The following is a 17,637-nucleotide window of genomic DNA, read 5'->3' as shown; positions in this document are numbered from 1 at the left end:
CGTGCCCGAGGGCGACACCGTCTATCGTGCTGCGAACAAACTTCGCGCCGCACTCGAAGGAAAAGTGCTCACTCGCTGCGACATTCGTGTGCCGCGTTATGCCACAGTCGACTTCACCGGTCAGACCGTCGACTCGGTCGCATCGCGCGGCAAGCATCTGTTGATCCGTGTGGCAGGTCATTCGATTCACAGCCATCTGAAGATGGAAGGGACGTGGCAGGTCTATCCCCACGGCGCGAAGTGGCGGCGACCTGCATTCCAGGCGCGGGCGATTCTCGAGAACGACGACGCGACGGCCGTGGGCTTCGAACTCGGCGTTCTCGAGATTCTCGAGAACGAGGACGAGGCCGTCGGCTACCTCGGTCCCGATCTGCTCGGCGACGACTGGGATGCAGGCACAGCCGTCGCGAACATCTCCGCCGATCCCGACCGCGCCGTCGGTCTCGCGCTGCTCGATCAACGCAACCTCGCCGGATTGGGCAACGTCTACCGCAACGAGATCTGCTTCCTTCGCGGCATCGACCCACGTACCCCGGTGCGCGAGGCAGGCAACATCGGCAAGATGGTCGACCTGTCGTATCGAACGATCTGGGCCAACAAGGACCGCAACCAGCGCGTCACCACCGGCGACCGCCGGGCGGGCCGCCACTTCTGGGTGTACGGCCGAGAAGGAAAACCCTGCAGGCGGTGCGGCACGACGATCGAGTTCGGGCTCCTCGGCGACAATCCGATGGAAGAGCGGCAGATCTATTACTGCCCGTACTGCCAGCCCAGTCCCAGCTGATCCACAGGAAGTCGCGCCAGGATCGAATCATGATCTTCTTGGCGATACTCACCCTCGTCGCGATGGCCGCGTCGGGCCCGATTGCAGCACGTGCTCCTCGGTCGCTCGTCCGTACCCGAGAACAGCAGATGGTCCGCGCCGCGCCGCACTAGGCTCCCTCACCATGGCGCCGAATCTGCGACACCTGCTGCATCGCCCGCTGCTGTCGCGCACCGACCCGCTCGACCGCGAGAACGCGGCCAGCCGGATCAGCGCCTACGTGTACGGCAACATCCTGATCCTCGCTGCGCTGATTCCCCTGACGTCACCGGAGGAACACACGTTTCAAGGAGTCGCGATCGTCGTGGGCACCGGAGTGTCGACCTTCGTGGCGCACGCGTTCGCCGAAGGGGTAGGGCAGACCGTGCGCACCGGCTCGCATCTGTCGCGCGCGGGACGGTGGGAGCAACTACGCGACTCGGTGCCGATCCTCAGCGCAACGGTCCTGCCCGCAGCTCTGCTCGCCGTCGGCTGGTGGGGACTGCTCGACCCGGCGATCGGTCAGATCGCCGCCGAGGTCGTCATTATCGCGCGCATCGCGTCGACCAATTTCGTCATCGGCCGCTTGCGCGGCGAGAAACCAACGCGCGGAACGCTGCTCGGATCCATCGCGTTGGCCGTCGCGGCTGCGCTCATCGTGTCCGTCAAGATAGTGCTGACGCACTGACGGAAGGCACAGGTCAGTGCGTTCCGGGCTGCACCGGTTCGAGGATCTCCTGACGCGCCTCCGGGGCGACGACGCGCAGTGCATCCGCAGAATCGTCGTCCGGTTGCATCTGTGATTTGATCTCAGCCTCCACGCGCGCCGTGTAGGTGGTCACCTCTCGATCGACGTCCGACGCATCCCATCCGAGAATGGGCGCCACCAGTCCCGCGACCTGCTCGGCACAGTTGACGCCGCGGTGCGAGTATTCGATGGAGATGCGTGTGCGACGCGCCAGGATGTCCTCGAGGTGCAACGCGCCCTCGGCCACCGCCGCGTAAACGACCTCGACCTGCAGGTAGCTGGGCGCGTCGGTGATGGGCTGCAGCAGATACGGCTTGTCGGCTGCCAGCGCGAGAACGTCGTCGATCAGCGAACCGTACCGATCGAGCAGATGCGTGACCCGATAGGGATGCAGACCGTACATCTGGGCGAGGTGGTGGGTCTGGTTGACCAGCGCGAAGTAGCCGTCGGCACCGAGCAGCGGCACCTTCTCGGTGATCGACGACGCGACGCGCGCCGGAATGTCGTCGGACGCGAGGTCGACGGCGTCCTTGGCCATGACCCGGTACGTCGTGTACTTGCCGCCCGCGATGGCGACGAGTCCGGGCGCAACGCGCGCGACGGCGTGTTCACGGGACAACTTCGACGTCTCGTCGCTCTCCCCCGCCAGCAGCGGCCGCAATCCGGCGTAGACACCGTCGATGTCCTCGTGCGTCAACGGCGTCACCAGAACCGTGTTGACTTCGCCGAGGATGTAGTCGATGTCGGCTTTCGTCGCCGCCGGATGCGCGAGATCGAGCTTCCAGTCGGTGTCGGTGGTGCCGATGATCCAGTGAGCACCCCACGGGATGATGAACAGCACGGACTTCTCGGTGCGCAGAATGATGGCCGCCTCGCTGACGATGCGATCGCGCGGGACGACGATGTGCACGCCTTTCGATGCGCGAACACGGAACCTACCGCGTTGCGACGACAATGCCTGGATCTCGTCGGTCCACACACCCGTCGCGTTGATGACGACGTGGCCGCGTACCTCAATGGTGGCGCCGTTCTCGGAGTCACGCACCCGCACGCCCGACACTCGATCGGCTTCGCGCAGGAATCCGACGACCTGCGTCGACGTCCGAACGACGGCCCCGTACTGAGCCGCCGTCCGCGCGACGGTCATCGTGTGCCTGGCGTCGTCGACCACGGTGTCGTAGTAGCGAATTCCGCCGATCAGCGACTTGCGCTTCATGCCGGGAGCCATCCGCAGCGCGCCGGAGCGCGTCAGATGTTTCTGCGCGGGAACGGACTTGGCGCCGCCCATGCGGTCGTACAGAAAGATTCCCGACGCGATGTAGGGACGTTCCCAGACACGATGCGTCAGCGGGAACAGAAACTTCAGCGGCTTGACCAGATGAGGAGCAAGGGTCGACAGCGACAGCTCACGCTCGTGCAGAGCCTCACGGACCAAACCGAACTCGAGCTGCTCGAGGTAGCGCAGACCACCGTGGAACATCTTCGACGATCGGCTCGACGTACCGGACGCGAAGTCACGTGCCTCGACGAGCGCCACCTTGAGCCCACGCGTCGCCGCGTCGAGTGCCGCTCCGGCTCCGACCACGCCACCGCCGACGACCACGACGTCGAACTGTTCGGATCCCAGCTGCTCCCACGCGTCGTCGCGCGCCTGTGGCCCGAGGGATGTGGTGTTCGACTTGTTGCTCAAGAACTCGCTCCCGTGTCGCGTCGATTCGAAGCAGCCGTGCTCTACCCGGATGTCGTGCTTCTCCGAGATTCACCGCAAGGCTACCGTTCGTCACGTATACCCGCGCGACCCGAAACGATAGATCCGGCCGAACAAGGGAGCTTTGGTGACGTCCGACACCTTCATCGCATCGATCGACCAGGGAACCACCTCGAGCAGGTGCATCATCTTCGGACACGACGGCAAACCCGTCGGCTCGGCGCAGAAGGAGCACCGGCAGATTTTCCCGCGTGCAGGCTGGGTCGAGCATGACGCGGAGGAAATCTGGGTCAATGTGCGTGAAGTCGTCGGCGCCGCGCTCGGAAACGCCGACGTCAAGGCGCAGGACATCGCCGCCGTCGGCATCACCAACCAACGCGAGACCGCGCTCGTCTGGGACAGGGCAACGGGCAAACCCGTGTACAACGCCATCGTGTGGCAGGACACGCGCACCGACGAACTGTGCAGGACACTCGCGGGCGACGCAGGTGCAGACCGATACCAGAGCGTCACCGGGCTCCCCCTGTCGACGTACTTCGCCGGACCGAAGGTGCGGTGGATTCTCGACAACGTGGACGGGGCGCGCGAGCGTGCCGATGCGGGAGAACTGTGTTTCGGCACGATGGACTCGTGGGTGCTGTGGAACCTGACCGGCGGCACGAACGGCGGCAAACACATCACCGACGTCACGAACGCGTCGCGCACGTTGCTGATGGACATCGAGACGCTGCAGTGGCGCGAGGACATCTGCGCGGACTTCCAGATCCCGATGTCGATGTTGCCCGAGATCAGGACGTCGTCGGAGATCTACGGTGAGGTTCGGCCACGAGGCGTGCTGGCGGGAGTGCCCATCTCGGGGATCCTGGGTGATCAGCAGGCCGCGACCTTCGGGCAGGCATGTCTGTCTCCCGGCGAAGCGAAGAACACGTACGGCACCGGTAACTTCTTGTTGCTCAACACGGGAACGACACCGGTCCGCAGCGAGCACGGACTGCTCACGACCGTCTGCTACAAACTCGGCGATGCGGCCACCGTCTACGCGCTCGAAGGATCCGTCGCGGTGACAGGCTCGCTCGTGCAGTGGTTGCGCGACAATCTCGGCATCATCCGCGACGCCCGAGAAATCGAGGAATTGGCGGACACCGTCGACGACAACGGCGGTGTCTACTTCGTGCCTGCGTTCTCCGGTCTGTTCGCGCCGCGGTGGCGTCCGGACGCCCGCGGCGTCATCTCCGGCCTCACTCGTTTCGCGAACAAGGGGCACATCGCCCGAGCAGCGTTGGAAGCCACTGCATTTCAGACCCGCGAGGTCATCGACGCGATGAACGCGGATTCCGACGTGACCCTGACGACACTCAAGGTCGACGGCGGCATGGTCGTCAACGAGCTCCTCATGCAGTTCCAATCCGACGTGCTCGGCGTTCCCGTCGTGCGCCCGGTCGTCAACGAGACCACCGCGCTGGGCGCAGCCTATGCCGCGGGCCTCGCCGTCGGCTACTGGAACGGCGAGGACGACATCCGCGCCAATTGGGCCGCCGACAAGACGTGGGAACCCGATCTCGACGAGGATGTCCGCGAAGAGATGTACCGAACCTGGAACCGCGCCGTCGAACGCACCTACGACAGCGTGTGAGCCGTGTCGGCGTGAGCCGACTTCAGACGTCGAACTGCTTCCTGCAGAACGGGTTCCGCTGAACTCGCGAAACAGAGCCGCGCCGCACCGGAGTACTGCGGCGCGTCGGCGAACGCCCGACCGGGCACGAACGCCACCCCGTTCTCCAGCGCCGTGGGGAGCAGTGCGGTCGTGTCCGTGCCGTCACGGAACGTCAGCCAGACGAACATTCCGCCGTCGGCGGGCGAGATGTGCACTCGATCGTCGAACTCTGCTTCCACTGCAGTCCGCAGCGCGGTCGCGCGCTGTCCGTACGCACTGCGCAGACGGTCCAGATGCATCCCGAGCCACGATGTGTCCGACAGCATCTCGGCCGTCATCTGCTGGGTCATCGACGAGCCGCACAGGTCCGCACCCTGCTTGAGCAGTTCGACGGCGTCGCACACTCTCTTCGGCGCGACCATCCAGCCGACCCGTAGCGCCGGTGCCAGGATCTTCGACGCACTCGACAGCCGGACGACACGGTCCGAGTGCGCCGCGATCGGCGGCGACGGCGGCGCGTCGAACCAGATCTCGCCGTAGGGGTCGTCCTCGAGAATCCAGAATCCGTAGCGATCGGCCAACGCCGCGAGATGCGCTCGCTTGTCGTGCGACATCGTGACGCCACGAGGATTGTGGAAGTTTGCGACCGTATGGACCAGGGCCGGGCGCAGACCAGCCGCGAGACGGCGCTCCAGCTCGCACGTGTCCATGCCGTCGGCAGCGATCGGAATTGCGTGGATGTCGGCACCGGCGATCGAAAACACTTGCAGCGCACCGGTATACGCGGGTTCGTCGACCACGACCACTGCGCCGGGGTCCAACAGAGCCTGCGCCACCAGGGTCAGCGCCTGTTGCGAGCCGTGCGTCACGACGACGTTCGATGGATCGACGACGCGTCCGATCGCGTCGGACTCACGCCCGGCGATCACCTCGCGCAGCCCCCGCCATCCCGGGGTCTCGCCGTACTGAACGGCCTGAGGTTCGGACAGCACCGCAGCCGCGGCTTCGCGAACCCGTTGCGCTGGAATGAGTTCCGTGGCCGGAAGCCCACCGGCGAGCGAGATGACGTCGTCACGCGCAGTCAACGCGAGCAGGTCGCGAATCGCCGAACTCTGCACGGAATCGAGGCGACGAGCCAACGACGGAATGGTTGTCATGGATTTCTCCCAGCAGCGAAATACGGATGTACGAGCTACCCGAGGATCGACTGGGGTGCGAAGTGTGCCGGATGGTGGTCGGCTCAGGCCATTATGTCATGACAATTCAAATTGTGGTACTGCAATCCCACGATGCGAGAAGGTGTGCCTTCGACAGCCGCACTAGTCCAGATCGTCGTGACGCATGAGCTGCCGCGCCGCCTCGGTGATCGACCCCGTCAGCGACGGGTACACCGAGAAGGTCGCAGCCAAGTCGTTGACCGACAGGTTGTTCTGCACGGCCATCGCGATCGGCAGGATCAGCTCGGACGCGGTCGGCGCGACGACGACGCCACCGATGACGACGCCGGTGGCCGGACGGCAGAAGATTTTCACGAAACCGCGCTTGAGACCGGACATCTTGGCGCGCGGGTTGGTGGCGAGCGGCAACATGACCGTGCGCGCCGGAACCTCGCCCTTGTCGATGGCCGATTGACTGACGCCGACCGACGCGATCTCGGGGCGCGTGAACACCGCCGACGCGACAGTCTTGAGCTTGATCGGCGTGACGCCCTCACCGAGAGCGTGGTACATCGCGATGCGTCCCTGCATCGCCGCAACCGAGGCGAGCGGCAGGAGGCCGGTGCAGTCACCGGCGGCGTAGATGCCCGACACGGACGTTCGCGAGACGCGGTCGACGCGCAGGTATCCGCCGCGATCGAGTTCGATGCCGACCTTCTCGAGCCCGAGGCCCGACGTGTTCGGGACCGAGCCGACCGTCATCAACGCGTGGCTGCCCTCGACGGTTCGGCCGTCGGCGAGCGTGACGATCACGCCGGAGTCGGTGCGCTGAACGGACTCGGCACGGGCGTGCTTGACCAGCGTGACACCACGCTCGTTGAACGCCTCCTCCAGCACGAGCGCTGCATCCTCGTCCTCGTGCGGCAGCACGCGGTCGCGGCTCGACACGGCGGTCACCTTGACGCCCATCTCGGTGTACGCCGACACGAACTCGGCACCGGTGACACCGGATCCGACGACGATCAGGTGCTCGGGCAGCGCGTCGAGGTCGTACAGCTGACGCCAGTTGAGGATGCGCTCACCGTCCGGTTCGGCACCCTTCAGAACCCGCGGGCTCGCACCCGTCGAGATCAGGACGACGTCGGCGTCGAGGATGCGCTCGCTGCCGTCGGCGAGGGTGGCACGCACCTGGTGGGCAGCCATTCCGACCTGGCTGTCGATCATCTCGCCGCGTCCGGACAGCAGTTCGACGCCGACCGAGCGCACGCGCGCCGCGATGTCCGCCGACTGGGCCTGCGCCAAGCTCTTCACACGCTCGTTGATCTGCGGGAGCGCGACGGTGGCCTTCGACGGATCGAGCGAGATACCGAGATCGGTCGCGCGTCGCATCTCCGTCCTGATGCCCGTCGACGCGATGAACGTCTTCGACGGCACGCAGTCCCACAGAACGCAGGCGCCACCCACTCCTTCCGAATCGACGAGAGTGACAGTGCCCCCGTGTTGTGCTGCCACCAGCGCTGCCTCGTACCCTGCGGGTCCGCCACCGATGATCACGATCCGGGTCATTGAGCCTCTTCCTTGTGGGAGTGAGTTCGAGCGCCTGTGGGTTCAAACTTATTCCCTTCGCGAAGTCTCTGCATCGGTAAGGATTGCTTCACTTGCCTTCGACCTGCCGAAACGCCCGATTCAGGGCTTCCGACGCGTGGCAGACACACCCGACGGTTTAGGCTTGCCGACGTGCCGATCTATGCCGCTTACGGATCCAACATGCATCCGGAGCAGATGTTGCAGCGTTGCCCGCACTCTCCGATCTCCGGAACCGGGTGGCTGCACGGCTGGCGATTGACGTTCGCCGGTGGCGACATCGGCTGGGAAGGTGCACTGGCCACCGTCGTCGAGGACGCCGATTCCAAGGTCTTCGTCGTGCTCTACGACGTTCCGGTCGAGGACGAAGAGCGCCTCGACCGCTGGGAGGGATCCGAACTCGGCTTCCACCGCAAGATCCGCCTGCGCATCGACACCGAGGACGGTCCCGTCCTGGCCTGGCTGTACGTGGTCGACGCGTACGAGGGTGGTCTGCCGTCGGCTCGCTACCTCGGCGTCATGGCCGACGCCGCCGAAATCGCCGGTGCGCCCGCCGACTACGTGCGCGGACTCCGCACCCGCAACAGCCGTAACGTCGGGCCGGGGACTACCTGACGTGTACGGAAGTACATAGCCCGCTAGTTCGGGTCGAGCGCGATGCTCGTCATCACCTTGACGCCGACGGCGAGAGCTCGCTCGTCGAGATCGAACGTCGGCTGGTGAATGTCGAGCTGCGGACCTGATCCGGACCACACACCGAGCCTCGCCATGGATCCCGGGATGTCCTCGAGGTACCACGAGAAATCCTCTCCACCACCGGATTGCGCGGTGTCGGCGAGCGCCGCGGGTCCGACCCGGTGAATCGCCTTCTCGAAGACACGCGTCGCGGCCTCGTCGTTGACGACGGGTGGGACCCCGCGCCGGTAGTGAAGCTCGTACTGCACACCCGTCGGCGCAAGTAACCCGGCGACGATCTCGTGCACCATCGGTTCGAGCAATGCCCACGTGTCGTGATCGCCGGTACGGACCGTTCCGGTCAGCATGCCGGTCTGCGGGATCGCGTTGGGTGCCTGGCCCGCGACGACCGCTCCCCACACCATGACGGTGCTGGTCCTGGGGTCGATTCGGCGACTGAGCATCCCGGGCAATCCGGTGATGACCGTGCCGAGCGCGTACACGAGGTCGGTCGTCAGGTGCGGCCGCGACGTGTGCCCACCCGGTGAGTCCAACCGCAGCTCGACGGTATCGGCGGCCGACGTGATCGCGCCGACGCGCACACCGACCTTGCCGACCTCCAGTCGCGGATCGCAGTGCAGCGCGAAGATCTTCGTCAGGTCCTTCAACGCACCTGCAGCGACGACGTCGAGCGCACCTCCCGGCATGACCTCTTCCGCCGGCTGGAAGATCAGTCGAACACCGAACGGCAGAGCGGGAAGCGACGCGAGCGCGAGCGCGGTACCGAGCAGAACCGTCGTATGCGCGTCGTGGCCGCACGCGTGCGAGACGCCGGGGACCGTCGACGAATAGGCCGCGCCGGTGAATTCCTGCAACGGCAATGCATCCATGTCGGCACGGAGCCCGACGCGCGGGCCGTCCGGGCCGATGTCGCACGTCAGGCCGGTGCCTCCCGGCAGCAGCTTGGGCGTCAATCCGGCGGCTTCGAGCTGTTCGACGACGAACGCCGTCGTGGCGAATTCACGCCGTGCCAGTTCGGGATTGGCGTGGATGTGACGACGCCACTGCGACAGCTCGTCGGCGTGCTCGAGAATCCATTTGTCGACGAGCGCGAAGTCCTCGATCATCGTGCAGCCGCCCGCGCTTCGACGCCGCCGAGCAGACGTGCACGCACATCGGCATCGGTCACCGCGCGAACCGTCGTCCGCGCGAGGAGCTGTGCGCCGTCGAGCACCGCCCTGTCGGCGGACTCGGTGACGCAGGCCGCGGCGAACTCCGGTTGATGCGTCACGGCCCCACCGGAATCGAGTCCGATGATCGGGTGGATGCCGGGTAGAACATTCGTCACGTTTCCCATGTCCGTACTGCCCAGTGGGCGAAATCCTTCCAACTCCGGTGCGAGCGGTGTGCGTCCGATCGACTCCGCTTCGCGGCGATAGGCGGCCGAGAGCCACGGATCCGGCGTCAACTCCGCATAGGTCGGCGAGACCGTTCTGATCTCGTGCGTGCACCCGGTCGCGATCGCGCCTGCCTCGAAACAGGCGTACGCCTTCTTCGTGAGCGCCTCGAGCGACTCCGACGTCGTGGCCCGCAGGTAGTAGAGCAGTTCGGCGTGACCGGGCACGATGTTGGGCGCGAGCCCGCCGTCGCTGACGATGCCGTGCACCTGCTGACCCGGTGACAGATGCTGGCGCATCAGGCCGAGCGCCACCTGACTCACGGTGACGGCGTCGGCGGCGTTGATGCCCCACTCGGGCGCAGCCGACGCGTGTGCCGCGCGTCCGGTGAACGACACGGCGATGTCCGACAATGCCAACGACGTTGCGCCGACGATGTCGAACGGGCCCGGGTGAACCATGATTGCCGTTGCGACGTCGTCGAACACGCCACGCTCGAGCATGAGGACCTTGCCGCCACCGGTCTCCTCGGCGGGCGTCCCCAGAACCCGAACAGTGATGCCGAGCCGGTCGGCGACGGGTGCGAGCGCCAACGCCGCGCCCACCGCCGACGCCGCGATGATGTTGTGGCCGCACGCGTGCCCGATCTCCGGCAACGCGTCGTACTCGGCACAGATTCCGACGACCAGTTCGCCACTGCCGAAGCTCGCCGTGAACGCGGTCGGCATGTCCGCGACACCGGACTCGACGTCGAAATCGGCCGCTCGCAGAAGCTCCATCACCTTTGCGGCGCTCTTGTGCTCTTCGAACGCCAGTTCCGGCTCGGAATGAATCGAGTGCGAGAGCTCTATCAGGTCGGTTGCAGCGCTGTGCACACCTGCATCGGTCTCATCGATCACCGACCCAGTCTGTCACTACTGGTTTCCGAAGCTGAAGTTGCTCTCGCCCGTCGGAGTGTTCAGTGCTGCGAGGACGTCGGCGTGAATGCCCCGTTTGATGCCCGCGAGGTTCGGTCCGCGGGTGCCGGTCAGCGCCGCCGCACGCGCGACGGCGTCCGGCAGTACACGATCCACGTCGGCCACCGCGTCGGCGATTCCGGCGGCGACCGCGTCGGGACCGCCGTAGCGCCTGCCCGTGGTCATGGCCTCGACGGCCGTCTGCTTCGGCAGCCTGCCGGTGATGAGGGCGGACATGCCGACCGTGAACGGCATGTTCAGCGACACCTCGGGGAGGCAGTAGAAGCCACGATCGGCGCGCACGACGCGGAAGTCGTGGGCCGTCGCGAGCATCGCGCCTGCACCGAATGCGTGCCCCTGCACCGCGGCGACGGTCGCCATCGGGAACGTGAGCAGCCGCGTGTACAGGGTGTGGACGCGGTCGAGGTACGAGGTGATCTTGTCGAGGTTCGCGAACAGCCAATCGGTGTCGAGGCCGTTGGTGAAGAACTTGCCGGTCGCCGACGTCACCAACGCAGACGGACCCGAGATCGCCTCGACCTCGTCGAGCAGCGAGTGGACGCTGTCGATCCAGTCGGGGTGAAACCGATTCTCGGAGTCCTCGGTCGACCCCTCGGGACCGAGAAACAGGATATGCACGTCGCCGTCGCGTTCGAGGTAAGGCATGAGCCGGATACTACCCGGCAGTAACTTCTTCGGTAGTGGGCATGGTGTACCAGTCTCGGCGCCGACGATGCGGGATCCCGCGTGCCGGACATCGACAGTGGAACACCATGCCCACCCGCGGTGTAGCTGAGACGGGAACGGCCCTATCTCCTAGGGTTGAACCCCGTGGGAACTACAGACGAGCAGCGACCCGACCCGACCACCGACCCGACCGGCGCAGCGTCCGCCGCTGCCGCCGCGATCGCAGACGCCACCGGAGTCTCCTCGCATTCGGTCGCAATCGTGCTCGGGTCCGGATGGCAGGCTGCGGCAGAACCTTTCGGCACTCCGACGGCCACACTCCGGATGGCCGACCTGCCCGGATTCGCAGCGCCGTCGGCGTCGGGTCATTCGGGCACCATCACGTCGGTGAACGTCGGCGGCACCCACACCCTGCTACTGCAGGGCCGCACCCATGCGTACGAGGGCCACGATCTGCGACGCGTCGTGCATCCGGTCCGGTCGGCCATCGCGACCGGAGTGAAGACGGTCGTGTTGACGAACGCCGCGGGCGGCATCCGGGAGGGCATGAGCGTCGGACAACCCGTGCTGATCTCGGATCACCTCAACCTCACGGCTCGGTCGCCGCTCGTCGGTGCCGAATTCGTCGATCTGGTCGACGCGTACTCCTCCGATCTGCGCGATCTCGCCCGCGAGATCGACCCGTCGCTCGAAGACGGCGTGTACGCCGGTCTGCCCGGTCCGCACTACGAGACACCCGCCGAAATTCGCATGCTGCGCACGCTCGGTGCCGATCTCGTCGGTATGTCGACCGTCCACGAGACCATCGCTGCCCGCGCACAGGGCGCACGCGTGCTCGGTATCTCGCTCGTGACCAATCTGGCCGCGGGCATGACGGGTGAGCACCTGAACCACGCCGAAGTTCTCGAGGCGGGCAAGGCATCCGCATCGCGGATGGGTGATCTGCTGCACCGCCTGGTGACGTCGCTGTGACGTCCGAGCCATCGGCGCTGGCCGAGCAGGTCGCCGCGTGGATCGCCGGCGACCCGGACCCGTCGACGCGCGAGGAACTGTCCGAGCTGACGGACGACGAACTGGCCGAACGCTTTCGCGCTCCTCTCTCGTTCGGCACCGCAGGCCTGCGCGGCGAGGTGCGTGCGGGACCGAACGGGATGAACGTCGCCGTCGTCGTTCGGACGTCGGCAGGCATCGGTGCGTGGTTGCAGAAGAAGTGCCTGGGCGGATCGACCGTCGTCGTCGGTCGCGACGCGCGGCACGGCTCCGAGACGTTCGCGACCGCGGTGGCGGAAACCTTGGCCGCTCAGGGGTTTTCGGTCGTTCTCCTGCCCCGGCCGCTGCCGACGCCTGTGCTCGCGTTCGCGGTGCGAGCGTTGGGCGCCGATCTCGGAGTGCAGATCACCGCGTCGCACAATCCGGCCGCGGACAACGGGTACAAGGTCTATCTCCGCGGCGGCGCACAACTCGTTCCGCCCGCCGACAAGGAGATCGAAGCGGAGATCGCGGCTGTCGGCCCCGCAGTCGACGTACCCCGGACACAGGTGTCGCCCGGTGGATCCGACGTCGCGGCCCGCTATCTCGACACGTTGCCCGCGCTCGTCCGTTCCCCGCGTCGCGCGATCAGAATCGCCCTGACGCCCTTGCACGGCGTCGGCGGCGAGCTCGCGCTGACGGCGTTGCGGGGACTCGGTTTTCGAGACATTCACGTCGTCGAGAGTCAATTCGCGCCCGACCCCGAGTTCCCGACCGTCGCGTTCCCCAACCCCGAGGAATCGGGCGCGGCCGATGCCGTGCTCGCTCTCGCCGCGGAGGTGGACGCCGACCTCGCGATAGCACTCGATCCCGACGCCGACCGATGTGCGATCGGCATTCCCGGACCGACGGGGTGGCGCATGCTCACCGGCGACGAGACCGGCGCACTGCTGGCCGATCACATTCTGACGACGGCACCGCCGAACTCGTTGGTGGCCAACACGATCGTGTCGTCGCAGCTGTTGGCCGCGCTCGCTCCCGCCCGCGGTGCGCGGTACGCCCGGACCTTGACCGGATTCAAATGGCTCGTCCGAGCCGGGCAGGGCCTGGTCTACGCCTACGAGGAAGCGATCGGCCACTGCGTGGACCCAGAGCACGTCCTGGACAAGGACGGCATCTCCGCCGCCGTCGTTCTCGCCGACCTCACGGCGCTGGGCGCGGCGGACGGGCGGACCTTGCAGAACATGCTCGACGACCTGGCCGTCGAATTCGGTGTCCATGCGGGAGCTCAGGTGTCGAAGCGCGTGACCGACCTGGACGACATCGCGTCGATGATGAAGACGCTGCGTGCGACGCCTCCCACGGAGCTCGCGGGCATCGACGTCACCGTCACCGACTTCCTCTCCCAACGCGGACCCCTGCGCACCGACGCCGTCGAACTCGCCGGGGACGGCATCCGCGTCGTCGTGCGACCGTCCGGCACCGAGCCGAAGGTGAAGGCCTACCTCGAAGCCGTGGTGCCCGTTGCCGATCGAGCCGGGCTGGCGGATGCACGCTCGGCCGCCGAGGCCACGCTGGAGGAGTTGAGGAAGGCGACTGCGTCACTCGTGCGCGCGAATGTATAGCCCGCTACACATTCGCGCGCACGTCAGAAGAGTGCAGACTGCACGGCCGGCAGCGTCGAGTCGTAGTCACCGAACCGCACCCGACGACCGGTGAGCTCGTGGAGGTCGACGACGTAGGACTCGCCGTCGATGTCGACGACGGCCGTTTGGCCGATACAGGCATCGACGGTGAATCCGTGTGTGCCCGAGTCAAGTCGGCTGGGATAGGCAACCCGATTGCCGGACGCCAGATCCCGGAAGCCCGCGACACGCCAGGCCTCGTCGACGGTGTGGAAGCTGTCGTCGCCGGGACCGAGAATGTCGCGGACCCTCCCTGCCAACGCAGCCGTCGCCGCGTCGAGGCGAGCGGTGTCGACCGGCAACGCCAGCGCCGCAGCCTTGGCCGACGACCGCACCGACTGCCGCACCTGCAGCACCTCGGTCACCTTGTCTTCGAGCACACGGATCACTTTGCCGTCCGTGGCCCAGGCGACGTACTGCGCACAGATCGCGCCCTGCTCGGCGAGCCGACCCCACTTACGCGTGTTCGCCGCGGTGCCGACCTTGTGCACACCGTTCGCGAACGTCGCGATGTACAACCAATGTGGTTGCATCACATGCGCTTCGAGGTCACGCGAGACGAAACCTCCACGGTGCAAGGTGTGGACGAACCGAAACGGGTCCTTGGATTCGCACACCTCGCACTGCGCACCGACCTCGGCGGGCGATTGCGTCGGGCAGGGAACGTATTCGGAGCCCTTCGGCGAGAACGCAACTCGGCCCGTACACCACCGACCGTCCCCGAGAGACTCGAATCCGATTCTCGCACCACGCAGTTCGACGTACACGACGTCTCGCGTCTCCACGTCGACGACGCGGAGCCGCGGATCGCCTTCACCGGCAGGCCACGTGACGCCGAGGACGAGCGAGACGTTCAGCGTGGGCCGAACTGCCGGTCGCCCGCGTCACCGAGGCCGGGGACGATGAAGGCGTTCTCGTTGAGTCCGTCGTCGATGCTCGCCGCCACCAGACGTACCGGCAGACCCGAGTTCTCGAGCGCCGAGACACCCTCCGGCGCGGCGACGACGCAGATGACCGTCACGTCGGCAGCACCGCGACCCATCAGAATCTCGATCGTGTGCACCATCGACCCACCCGTCGCGAGCATCGGGTCGAGGACGTAGACGGGGGTCTGCGACAGGTCGTCGGGCAGCGATTCCATGTACGGCACCGGCTGGTGCGTCTCCTCGTCGCGAGCCATGCCGACGAACCCGACGCGGGACTGCGGAATCAATCCGCTCGCCTTCTCGACCATGCCGAGGCCTGCGCGCAGGACCGGAACCAGCAGCGGCGGACGGGACAGTCGAGTGCCCTGAGTGACGGCGACCGGAGTCTTGACGTCGAAGTTCTCGATCTCGGCATCGCGGGTGGCCTCGTACACCAGCATGTGGGTGAGCTGGCGCAGGGCGGACCGAAATGTTGCGTTGTCGCTGCGCTCGTCGCGCATCGTCGTCAGCAAGGAGGCGGCCAGTGGATGTTCGACCACGTGAATTTCCATGGGCACAAGGATAGGTGTGGGAACCGTTCGAGCCGAACGTGCGTCGAAACGGGTTGTAGTCACTTTCCACGCGCAGGGAGTTCGAGGAACCATGGCGGAACTAGCGACGTCCACAGCCGAGCTACAGCGATACTCGGCCACCGCGGGTTCTCTCGCTGCACAGGTGGCAGGCGCGGCGGCAGCGTCGACGGCGGCGGGGCCAGCCCTGCTCGCCCCGATCTTCGGGCCGATCGGCTCCGAGTTCCTCGGCGCAGCCGCTGGCGTGCATGCGGCTCACACGACGGCAGTGGCACGCCTCGCCGAGGTCGTCGCCGGCCTCGGCGTTCAGGCGGCTGCGTCGGGCGTCGGATACGAGATGACGGACATCGCCACCGCCGGGAGTCTTACGTGATCGAACTTCTTTCCACGCCGATCGTCGATCTACTCGGGGCGTTCGGCTCCGGCCATGTCCCGACGGGCAGTCCCGCCGACGTACTTCGAGCATCGTCCCGCACGTTGGACACAGTGCAGCGCATCGGGCAAACCGCGGTCTCCGAACTCGCCACGACGTGGAGCGGCCGAGCTGCAGCCGCGGCTGTCGACCTCGCCGAGGAAGCTCACGGCAGCGCGACGCGCCTCGCCCGACACGGTGACGAGATGGCCGTGATCATCGACCGAGCATGCGAGAAGGTACAGGCGGGAGTCGTCGAGCTGCAGGGCATCGTGCAGTCGTTCACCACGATCGCCGTGTCGTCCGCGCCGGTTCTGCTGACACCTCCGGGGCAGACGATGATCATCGCCGCCGCGGTCGAACACCTCCAGCGTGCGCTCGCCGTCGTCGCGCGGGTGCGGGCCGAACTGGCCGTGCATGCGGGCGAGATGACGGCATTGGCGTCGCCACCCCCGGTACCGGCGCCGCCGGGCGCTCCCCCGGCACCCACCGTTCCGGCGGCAGTGCCCGCGGCAACCGGCGCAGATCCGAGCAACCTATTCCTGCGGAACTTCGCGCAGTCGGTTTCCGTGCCGTCGCTCCCCGAGCCGCAGACCTACGCGTCGACGTCGCCCGCGGCGGCCGTATCGGACAGCGGCATGTCGACCTTCGCCCCGCAGCGGGAGTCTGCTGCCGTGGGCGCGCGAGGCCGCGGCGTCGAGGTCGCGCTTCCCGACGGCACCGTCGCGGTCGCTCCCAACGAGCAGGCGGCGGGCGCGGTGCGGAGCGCGCTGAGCCAGCAGGGCGTTCCCTACGTGTGGGGCGGCACCGAACCGGGCCGCGGACTCGACTGCAGCGGGCTGACGCAGTGGGCGTACGGCGAGCAGGGCGTCCAACTTCCCCGCCTCGCCCAGGAGCAGGACATCGGTCCGCAGGTGAGCGAGGACGAGCTGATGCCGGGCGACCTCGCGGTCTGGGACGGTCACGTCGCCATGGTCATCGGAAACGGCCAGTTCGTCGAAGCGGGAGATCCTGTGCAGGTCAGCGCAATTCGGACGACCAACAGCGGCATGAGCTTCCAGGGCTTCTACAGGCCGACCGCATGACGCAGGACGTCACCGCGGTCGCCGGTACACGCAGCGACTCCGTGCGCGTCCGAGCCACGGAACACGGACGGCCCGTCGACATCTACATCGACCCGAACGAATTGCGTTTCGGCGGCACCGAATTGGCAGCGACCATCCTGCAGTTGTGTCGTCGCGCCACCGAGTCGGCCAAGGCGCACCGACGCGATCTCCTCGCCGACGACGGAGTGCCCACCGACGTTCTTGACCGTCTCGGCCTACCCACCCGGGCAGCAGTCGCCGACGCGGAGAACCGACACCTCGCCGACGACGAGGAACCGACCAGTTGGTTGCGGTCGGTATGACCGAACCGTTGGAGGGCTTGATCTCCCGCGGACAGCGGGCCCTGGACTCGATGCAGGGTACAGCGGAGACGCTCGCCGGGCTCCGCATCGTGCATCGTTCCCCGGACGGTGTCGTCGAAGTCGAAGTGGACAGCCACGGCGCCGTCGTCGGACTCGACCTGGCACCCGATCTGACACGCGAATCCGCTTCACGCCTCGGTTCGGTCATCGTCGCGACCGCGGAGGCCGCCGCCCGAGATGCGCTGGCACGGCGAGAGGCGATCCTGCGCGACATGCAAAGTTCTCTCACGGAAACCTGAG

General features: G+C 66.7%; 19 protein-coding genes. 11 read left to right on the top strand and 8 right to left on the bottom strand.

Features of this window, described 5'->3' with window-relative positions:
• The first annotated feature begins 1 nt into the window (after position 1).
• Genes DK926_RS23540 through DK926_RS23535 form a run of 3 tightly spaced genes read left to right on the top strand, consistent with a single transcriptional unit; the run spans position 2 to position 1,490 of the window.
• Positions 2 to 784, top strand: a complete 783-nt coding sequence (locus DK926_RS23540) for a DNA-formamidopyrimidine glycosylase family protein (RefSeq protein ID WP_114332397.1) — start codon at positions 2 to 4, stop codon at positions 782 to 784.
• A 29-nt stretch (positions 785 to 813) separates the two neighbouring features.
• Complete coding sequence (locus DK926_RS27240) at positions 814 to 936, top strand: hypothetical protein (protein WP_279387105.1); 123 nt, start codon at positions 814 to 816, stop codon at positions 934 to 936.
• Positions 937 to 947: 11 nt separating this feature from the next.
• A complete protein-coding gene (locus DK926_RS23535; RefSeq protein WP_068431974.1) occupies positions 948 to 1,490 on the top strand; it encodes a hypothetical protein in 543 nt (180 codons plus the stop codon).
• Positions 1,491 to 1,503: 13 nt separating this feature from the next.
• On the opposite strand, the gene DK926_RS23530 is transcribed toward DK926_RS23535, so the two are convergent.
• The gene (locus DK926_RS23530; RefSeq protein WP_114332396.1) at positions 1,504 to 3,240 is read right to left on the bottom strand and encodes a glycerol-3-phosphate dehydrogenase/oxidase; all 1,737 of its coding nucleotides are present in this window, start codon (positions 3,238 to 3,240) and stop codon (positions 1,504 to 1,506) included.
• Positions 3,241 to 3,385: 145 nt separating this feature from the next.
• Between DK926_RS23530 and glpK the strand changes: the two genes are divergently transcribed.
• Complete coding sequence (gene glpK, locus DK926_RS23525; protein ID WP_114332395.1) at positions 3,386 to 4,891, top strand: glycerol kinase GlpK; 1,506 nt, start codon at positions 3,386 to 3,388, stop codon at positions 4,889 to 4,891.
• Here the strand turns inward: glpK and DK926_RS23520 are convergent.
• Both DK926_RS23520 and DK926_RS23515 read right to left on the bottom strand, forming a co-directional pair.
• On the bottom strand, positions 4,876 to 6,069 hold the full coding sequence (locus DK926_RS23520) for a PLP-dependent aminotransferase family protein (RefSeq protein WP_114332394.1): 1,194 nt from the start codon (positions 6,067 to 6,069) through the stop codon (positions 4,876 to 4,878). The genes glpK and DK926_RS23520 overlap by 16 nt on opposite strands.
• A gap of 162 nt (positions 6,070 to 6,231) precedes the next feature.
• On the bottom strand, positions 6,232 to 7,635 hold the full coding sequence (locus DK926_RS23515; protein WP_068431986.1) for an NAD(P)H-quinone dehydrogenase: 1,404 nt from the start codon (positions 7,633 to 7,635) through the stop codon (positions 6,232 to 6,234).
• A gap of 171 nt (positions 7,636 to 7,806) precedes the next feature.
• Between DK926_RS23515 and DK926_RS23510 the strand changes: the two genes are divergently transcribed.
• Entirely contained in the window at positions 7,807 to 8,268 is a 462-nt protein-coding gene (locus tag DK926_RS23510) for a gamma-glutamylcyclotransferase (protein ID WP_068431989.1), read from the top strand.
• A gap of 23 nt (positions 8,269 to 8,291) precedes the next feature.
• On the opposite strand, the gene DK926_RS23505 is transcribed toward DK926_RS23510, so the two are convergent.
• From DK926_RS23505 to DK926_RS23495, 3 genes are read right to left on the bottom strand one after another with little or no spacing between them, the layout of a single operon-like run.
• Entirely contained in the window at positions 8,292 to 9,455 is a 1,164-nt protein-coding gene (locus DK926_RS23505) for a M20 family metallopeptidase (protein ID WP_114332393.1), read from the bottom strand.
• Positions 9,452 to 10,624 carry a M20 family metallopeptidase gene (locus DK926_RS23500; protein WP_114332392.1) on the bottom strand — a complete coding sequence of 391 codons (1,173 nt, stop codon included), beginning with the start codon at positions 10,622 to 10,624 and terminating at the stop codon, positions 9,452 to 9,454. The genes DK926_RS23505 and DK926_RS23500 overlap by 4 nt, the downstream gene beginning before the upstream one ends.
• Before the next feature lie 15 nt (positions 10,625 to 10,639).
• On the bottom strand, positions 10,640 to 11,347 hold the full coding sequence (locus DK926_RS23495) for an enoyl-CoA hydratase/isomerase family protein (protein ID WP_114332391.1): 708 nt from the start codon (positions 11,345 to 11,347) through the stop codon (positions 10,640 to 10,642).
• Positions 11,348 to 11,512: 165 nt separating this feature from the next.
• Between DK926_RS23495 and DK926_RS23490 the strand changes: the two genes are divergently transcribed.
• Together DK926_RS23490 and DK926_RS23485 are read left to right on the top strand one after the other, a co-directional pair.
• Positions 11,513 to 12,340, top strand: a complete 828-nt coding sequence (locus DK926_RS23490) for a purine-nucleoside phosphorylase (RefSeq protein ID WP_068432000.1) — start codon at positions 11,513 to 11,515, stop codon at positions 12,338 to 12,340.
• Between the two features lie 17 nt (positions 12,341 to 12,357).
• Entirely contained in the window at positions 12,358 to 13,962 is a 1,605-nt protein-coding gene (locus DK926_RS23485; protein WP_114332424.1) for a phospho-sugar mutase, read from the top strand.
• A 23-nt stretch (positions 13,963 to 13,985) separates the two neighbouring features.
• Here the strand turns inward: DK926_RS23485 and DK926_RS23480 are convergent, their stop codons facing one another.
• Together DK926_RS23480 and upp are read right to left on the bottom strand one after the other, a co-directional pair.
• Positions 13,986 to 14,807, bottom strand: coding sequence for a DUF2797 domain-containing protein (locus DK926_RS23480; RefSeq protein WP_243636984.1), 822 nt, complete (start codon positions 14,805 to 14,807; stop codon positions 13,986 to 13,988).
• Between the two features lie 68 nt (positions 14,808 to 14,875).
• Positions 14,876 to 15,499, bottom strand: a complete 624-nt coding sequence (gene upp / locus DK926_RS23475) for a uracil phosphoribosyltransferase (RefSeq protein ID WP_068428260.1) — start codon at positions 15,497 to 15,499, stop codon at positions 14,876 to 14,878.
• 91 nt (positions 15,500 to 15,590) lie between these two features.
• Here upp and DK926_RS23470 point away from each other — a divergent pair, with 91 nt between their 5' ends.
• Genes DK926_RS23470 through DK926_RS23455 form a run of 4 tightly spaced genes read left to right on the top strand, consistent with a single transcriptional unit; the run spans position 15,591 to position 17,636 of the window.
• Complete coding sequence (locus tag DK926_RS23470; RefSeq protein WP_114332422.1) at positions 15,591 to 15,890, top strand: type VII secretion target; 300 nt, start codon at positions 15,591 to 15,593, stop codon at positions 15,888 to 15,890.
• Positions 15,887 to 17,014, top strand: a complete 1,128-nt coding sequence (locus tag DK926_RS23465) for a C40 family peptidase (protein WP_114332390.1) — start codon at positions 15,887 to 15,889, stop codon at positions 17,012 to 17,014. The genes DK926_RS23470 and DK926_RS23465 overlap by 4 nt, the downstream gene beginning before the upstream one ends.
• A complete protein-coding gene (locus tag DK926_RS23460) occupies positions 17,011 to 17,337 on the top strand; it encodes a hypothetical protein (protein WP_114332389.1) in 327 nt (108 codons plus the stop codon). The genes DK926_RS23465 and DK926_RS23460 overlap by 4 nt, the downstream gene beginning before the upstream one ends.
• Positions 17,334 to 17,636, top strand: coding sequence for a YbaB/EbfC family nucleoid-associated protein (locus tag DK926_RS23455; protein ID WP_114332388.1), 303 nt, complete (start codon positions 17,334 to 17,336; stop codon positions 17,634 to 17,636). The genes DK926_RS23460 and DK926_RS23455 overlap by 4 nt, the downstream gene beginning before the upstream one ends.
• The last annotated feature ends 1 nt before the right edge of the window (position 17,637 follow it).

The organism is Rhodococcus sp. Eu-32 (assembly GCF_003336925.1).
Taxonomy (GTDB): domain Bacteria; phylum Actinomycetota; class Actinomycetes; order Mycobacteriales; family Mycobacteriaceae; genus Rhodococcoides; species Rhodococcoides kyotonensis_B.
Note: the sequence above shows the minus strand (reverse complement) of the source record. Positions and strands in the feature narration are given on the sequence as shown.

Excerpts from the sequence above, each read along its gene's own strand:
- DK926_RS23455 (WP_114332388.1), top strand. The coding sequence starts at position 17,334 with ATGACCGAACCGTTGGAGGGCTTGATCTCCCGCGGACAGCGGGCCCTG.
- DK926_RS23470 (WP_114332422.1), top strand. The coding sequence starts at position 15,591 with ATGGCGGAACTAGCGACGTCCACAGCCGAGCTACAGCGATACTCGGCC.
- DK926_RS23535 (WP_068431974.1), top strand. The coding sequence starts at position 948 with ATGGCGCCGAATCTGCGACACCTGCTGCATCGCCCGCTGCTGTCGCGC.
- upp (WP_068428260.1), bottom strand. The coding sequence starts at position 15,499 with ATGGAAATTCACGTGGTCGAACATCCACTGGCCGCCTCCTTGCTGACG.
- DK926_RS23505 (WP_114332393.1), bottom strand. The coding sequence starts at position 9,455 with ATGATCGAGGACTTCGCGCTCGTCGACAAATGGATTCTCGAGCACGCC.
- DK926_RS23520 (WP_114332394.1), bottom strand. The coding sequence starts at position 6,069 with ATGACAACCATTCCGTCGTTGGCTCGTCGCCTCGATTCCGTGCAGAGT.
- DK926_RS23515 (WP_068431986.1), bottom strand. The coding sequence starts at position 7,635 with ATGACCCGGATCGTGATCATCGGTGGCGGACCCGCAGGGTACGAGGCA.
- DK926_RS23460 (WP_114332389.1), top strand. The coding sequence starts at position 17,011 with ATGACGCAGGACGTCACCGCGGTCGCCGGTACACGCAGCGACTCCGTG.
- DK926_RS27240 (WP_279387105.1), top strand. The coding sequence starts at position 814 with ATGATCTTCTTGGCGATACTCACCCTCGTCGCGATGGCCGCGTCGGGC.
- DK926_RS23495 (WP_114332391.1), bottom strand. The coding sequence starts at position 11,347 with ATGCCTTACCTCGAACGCGACGGCGACGTGCATATCCTGTTTCTCGGT.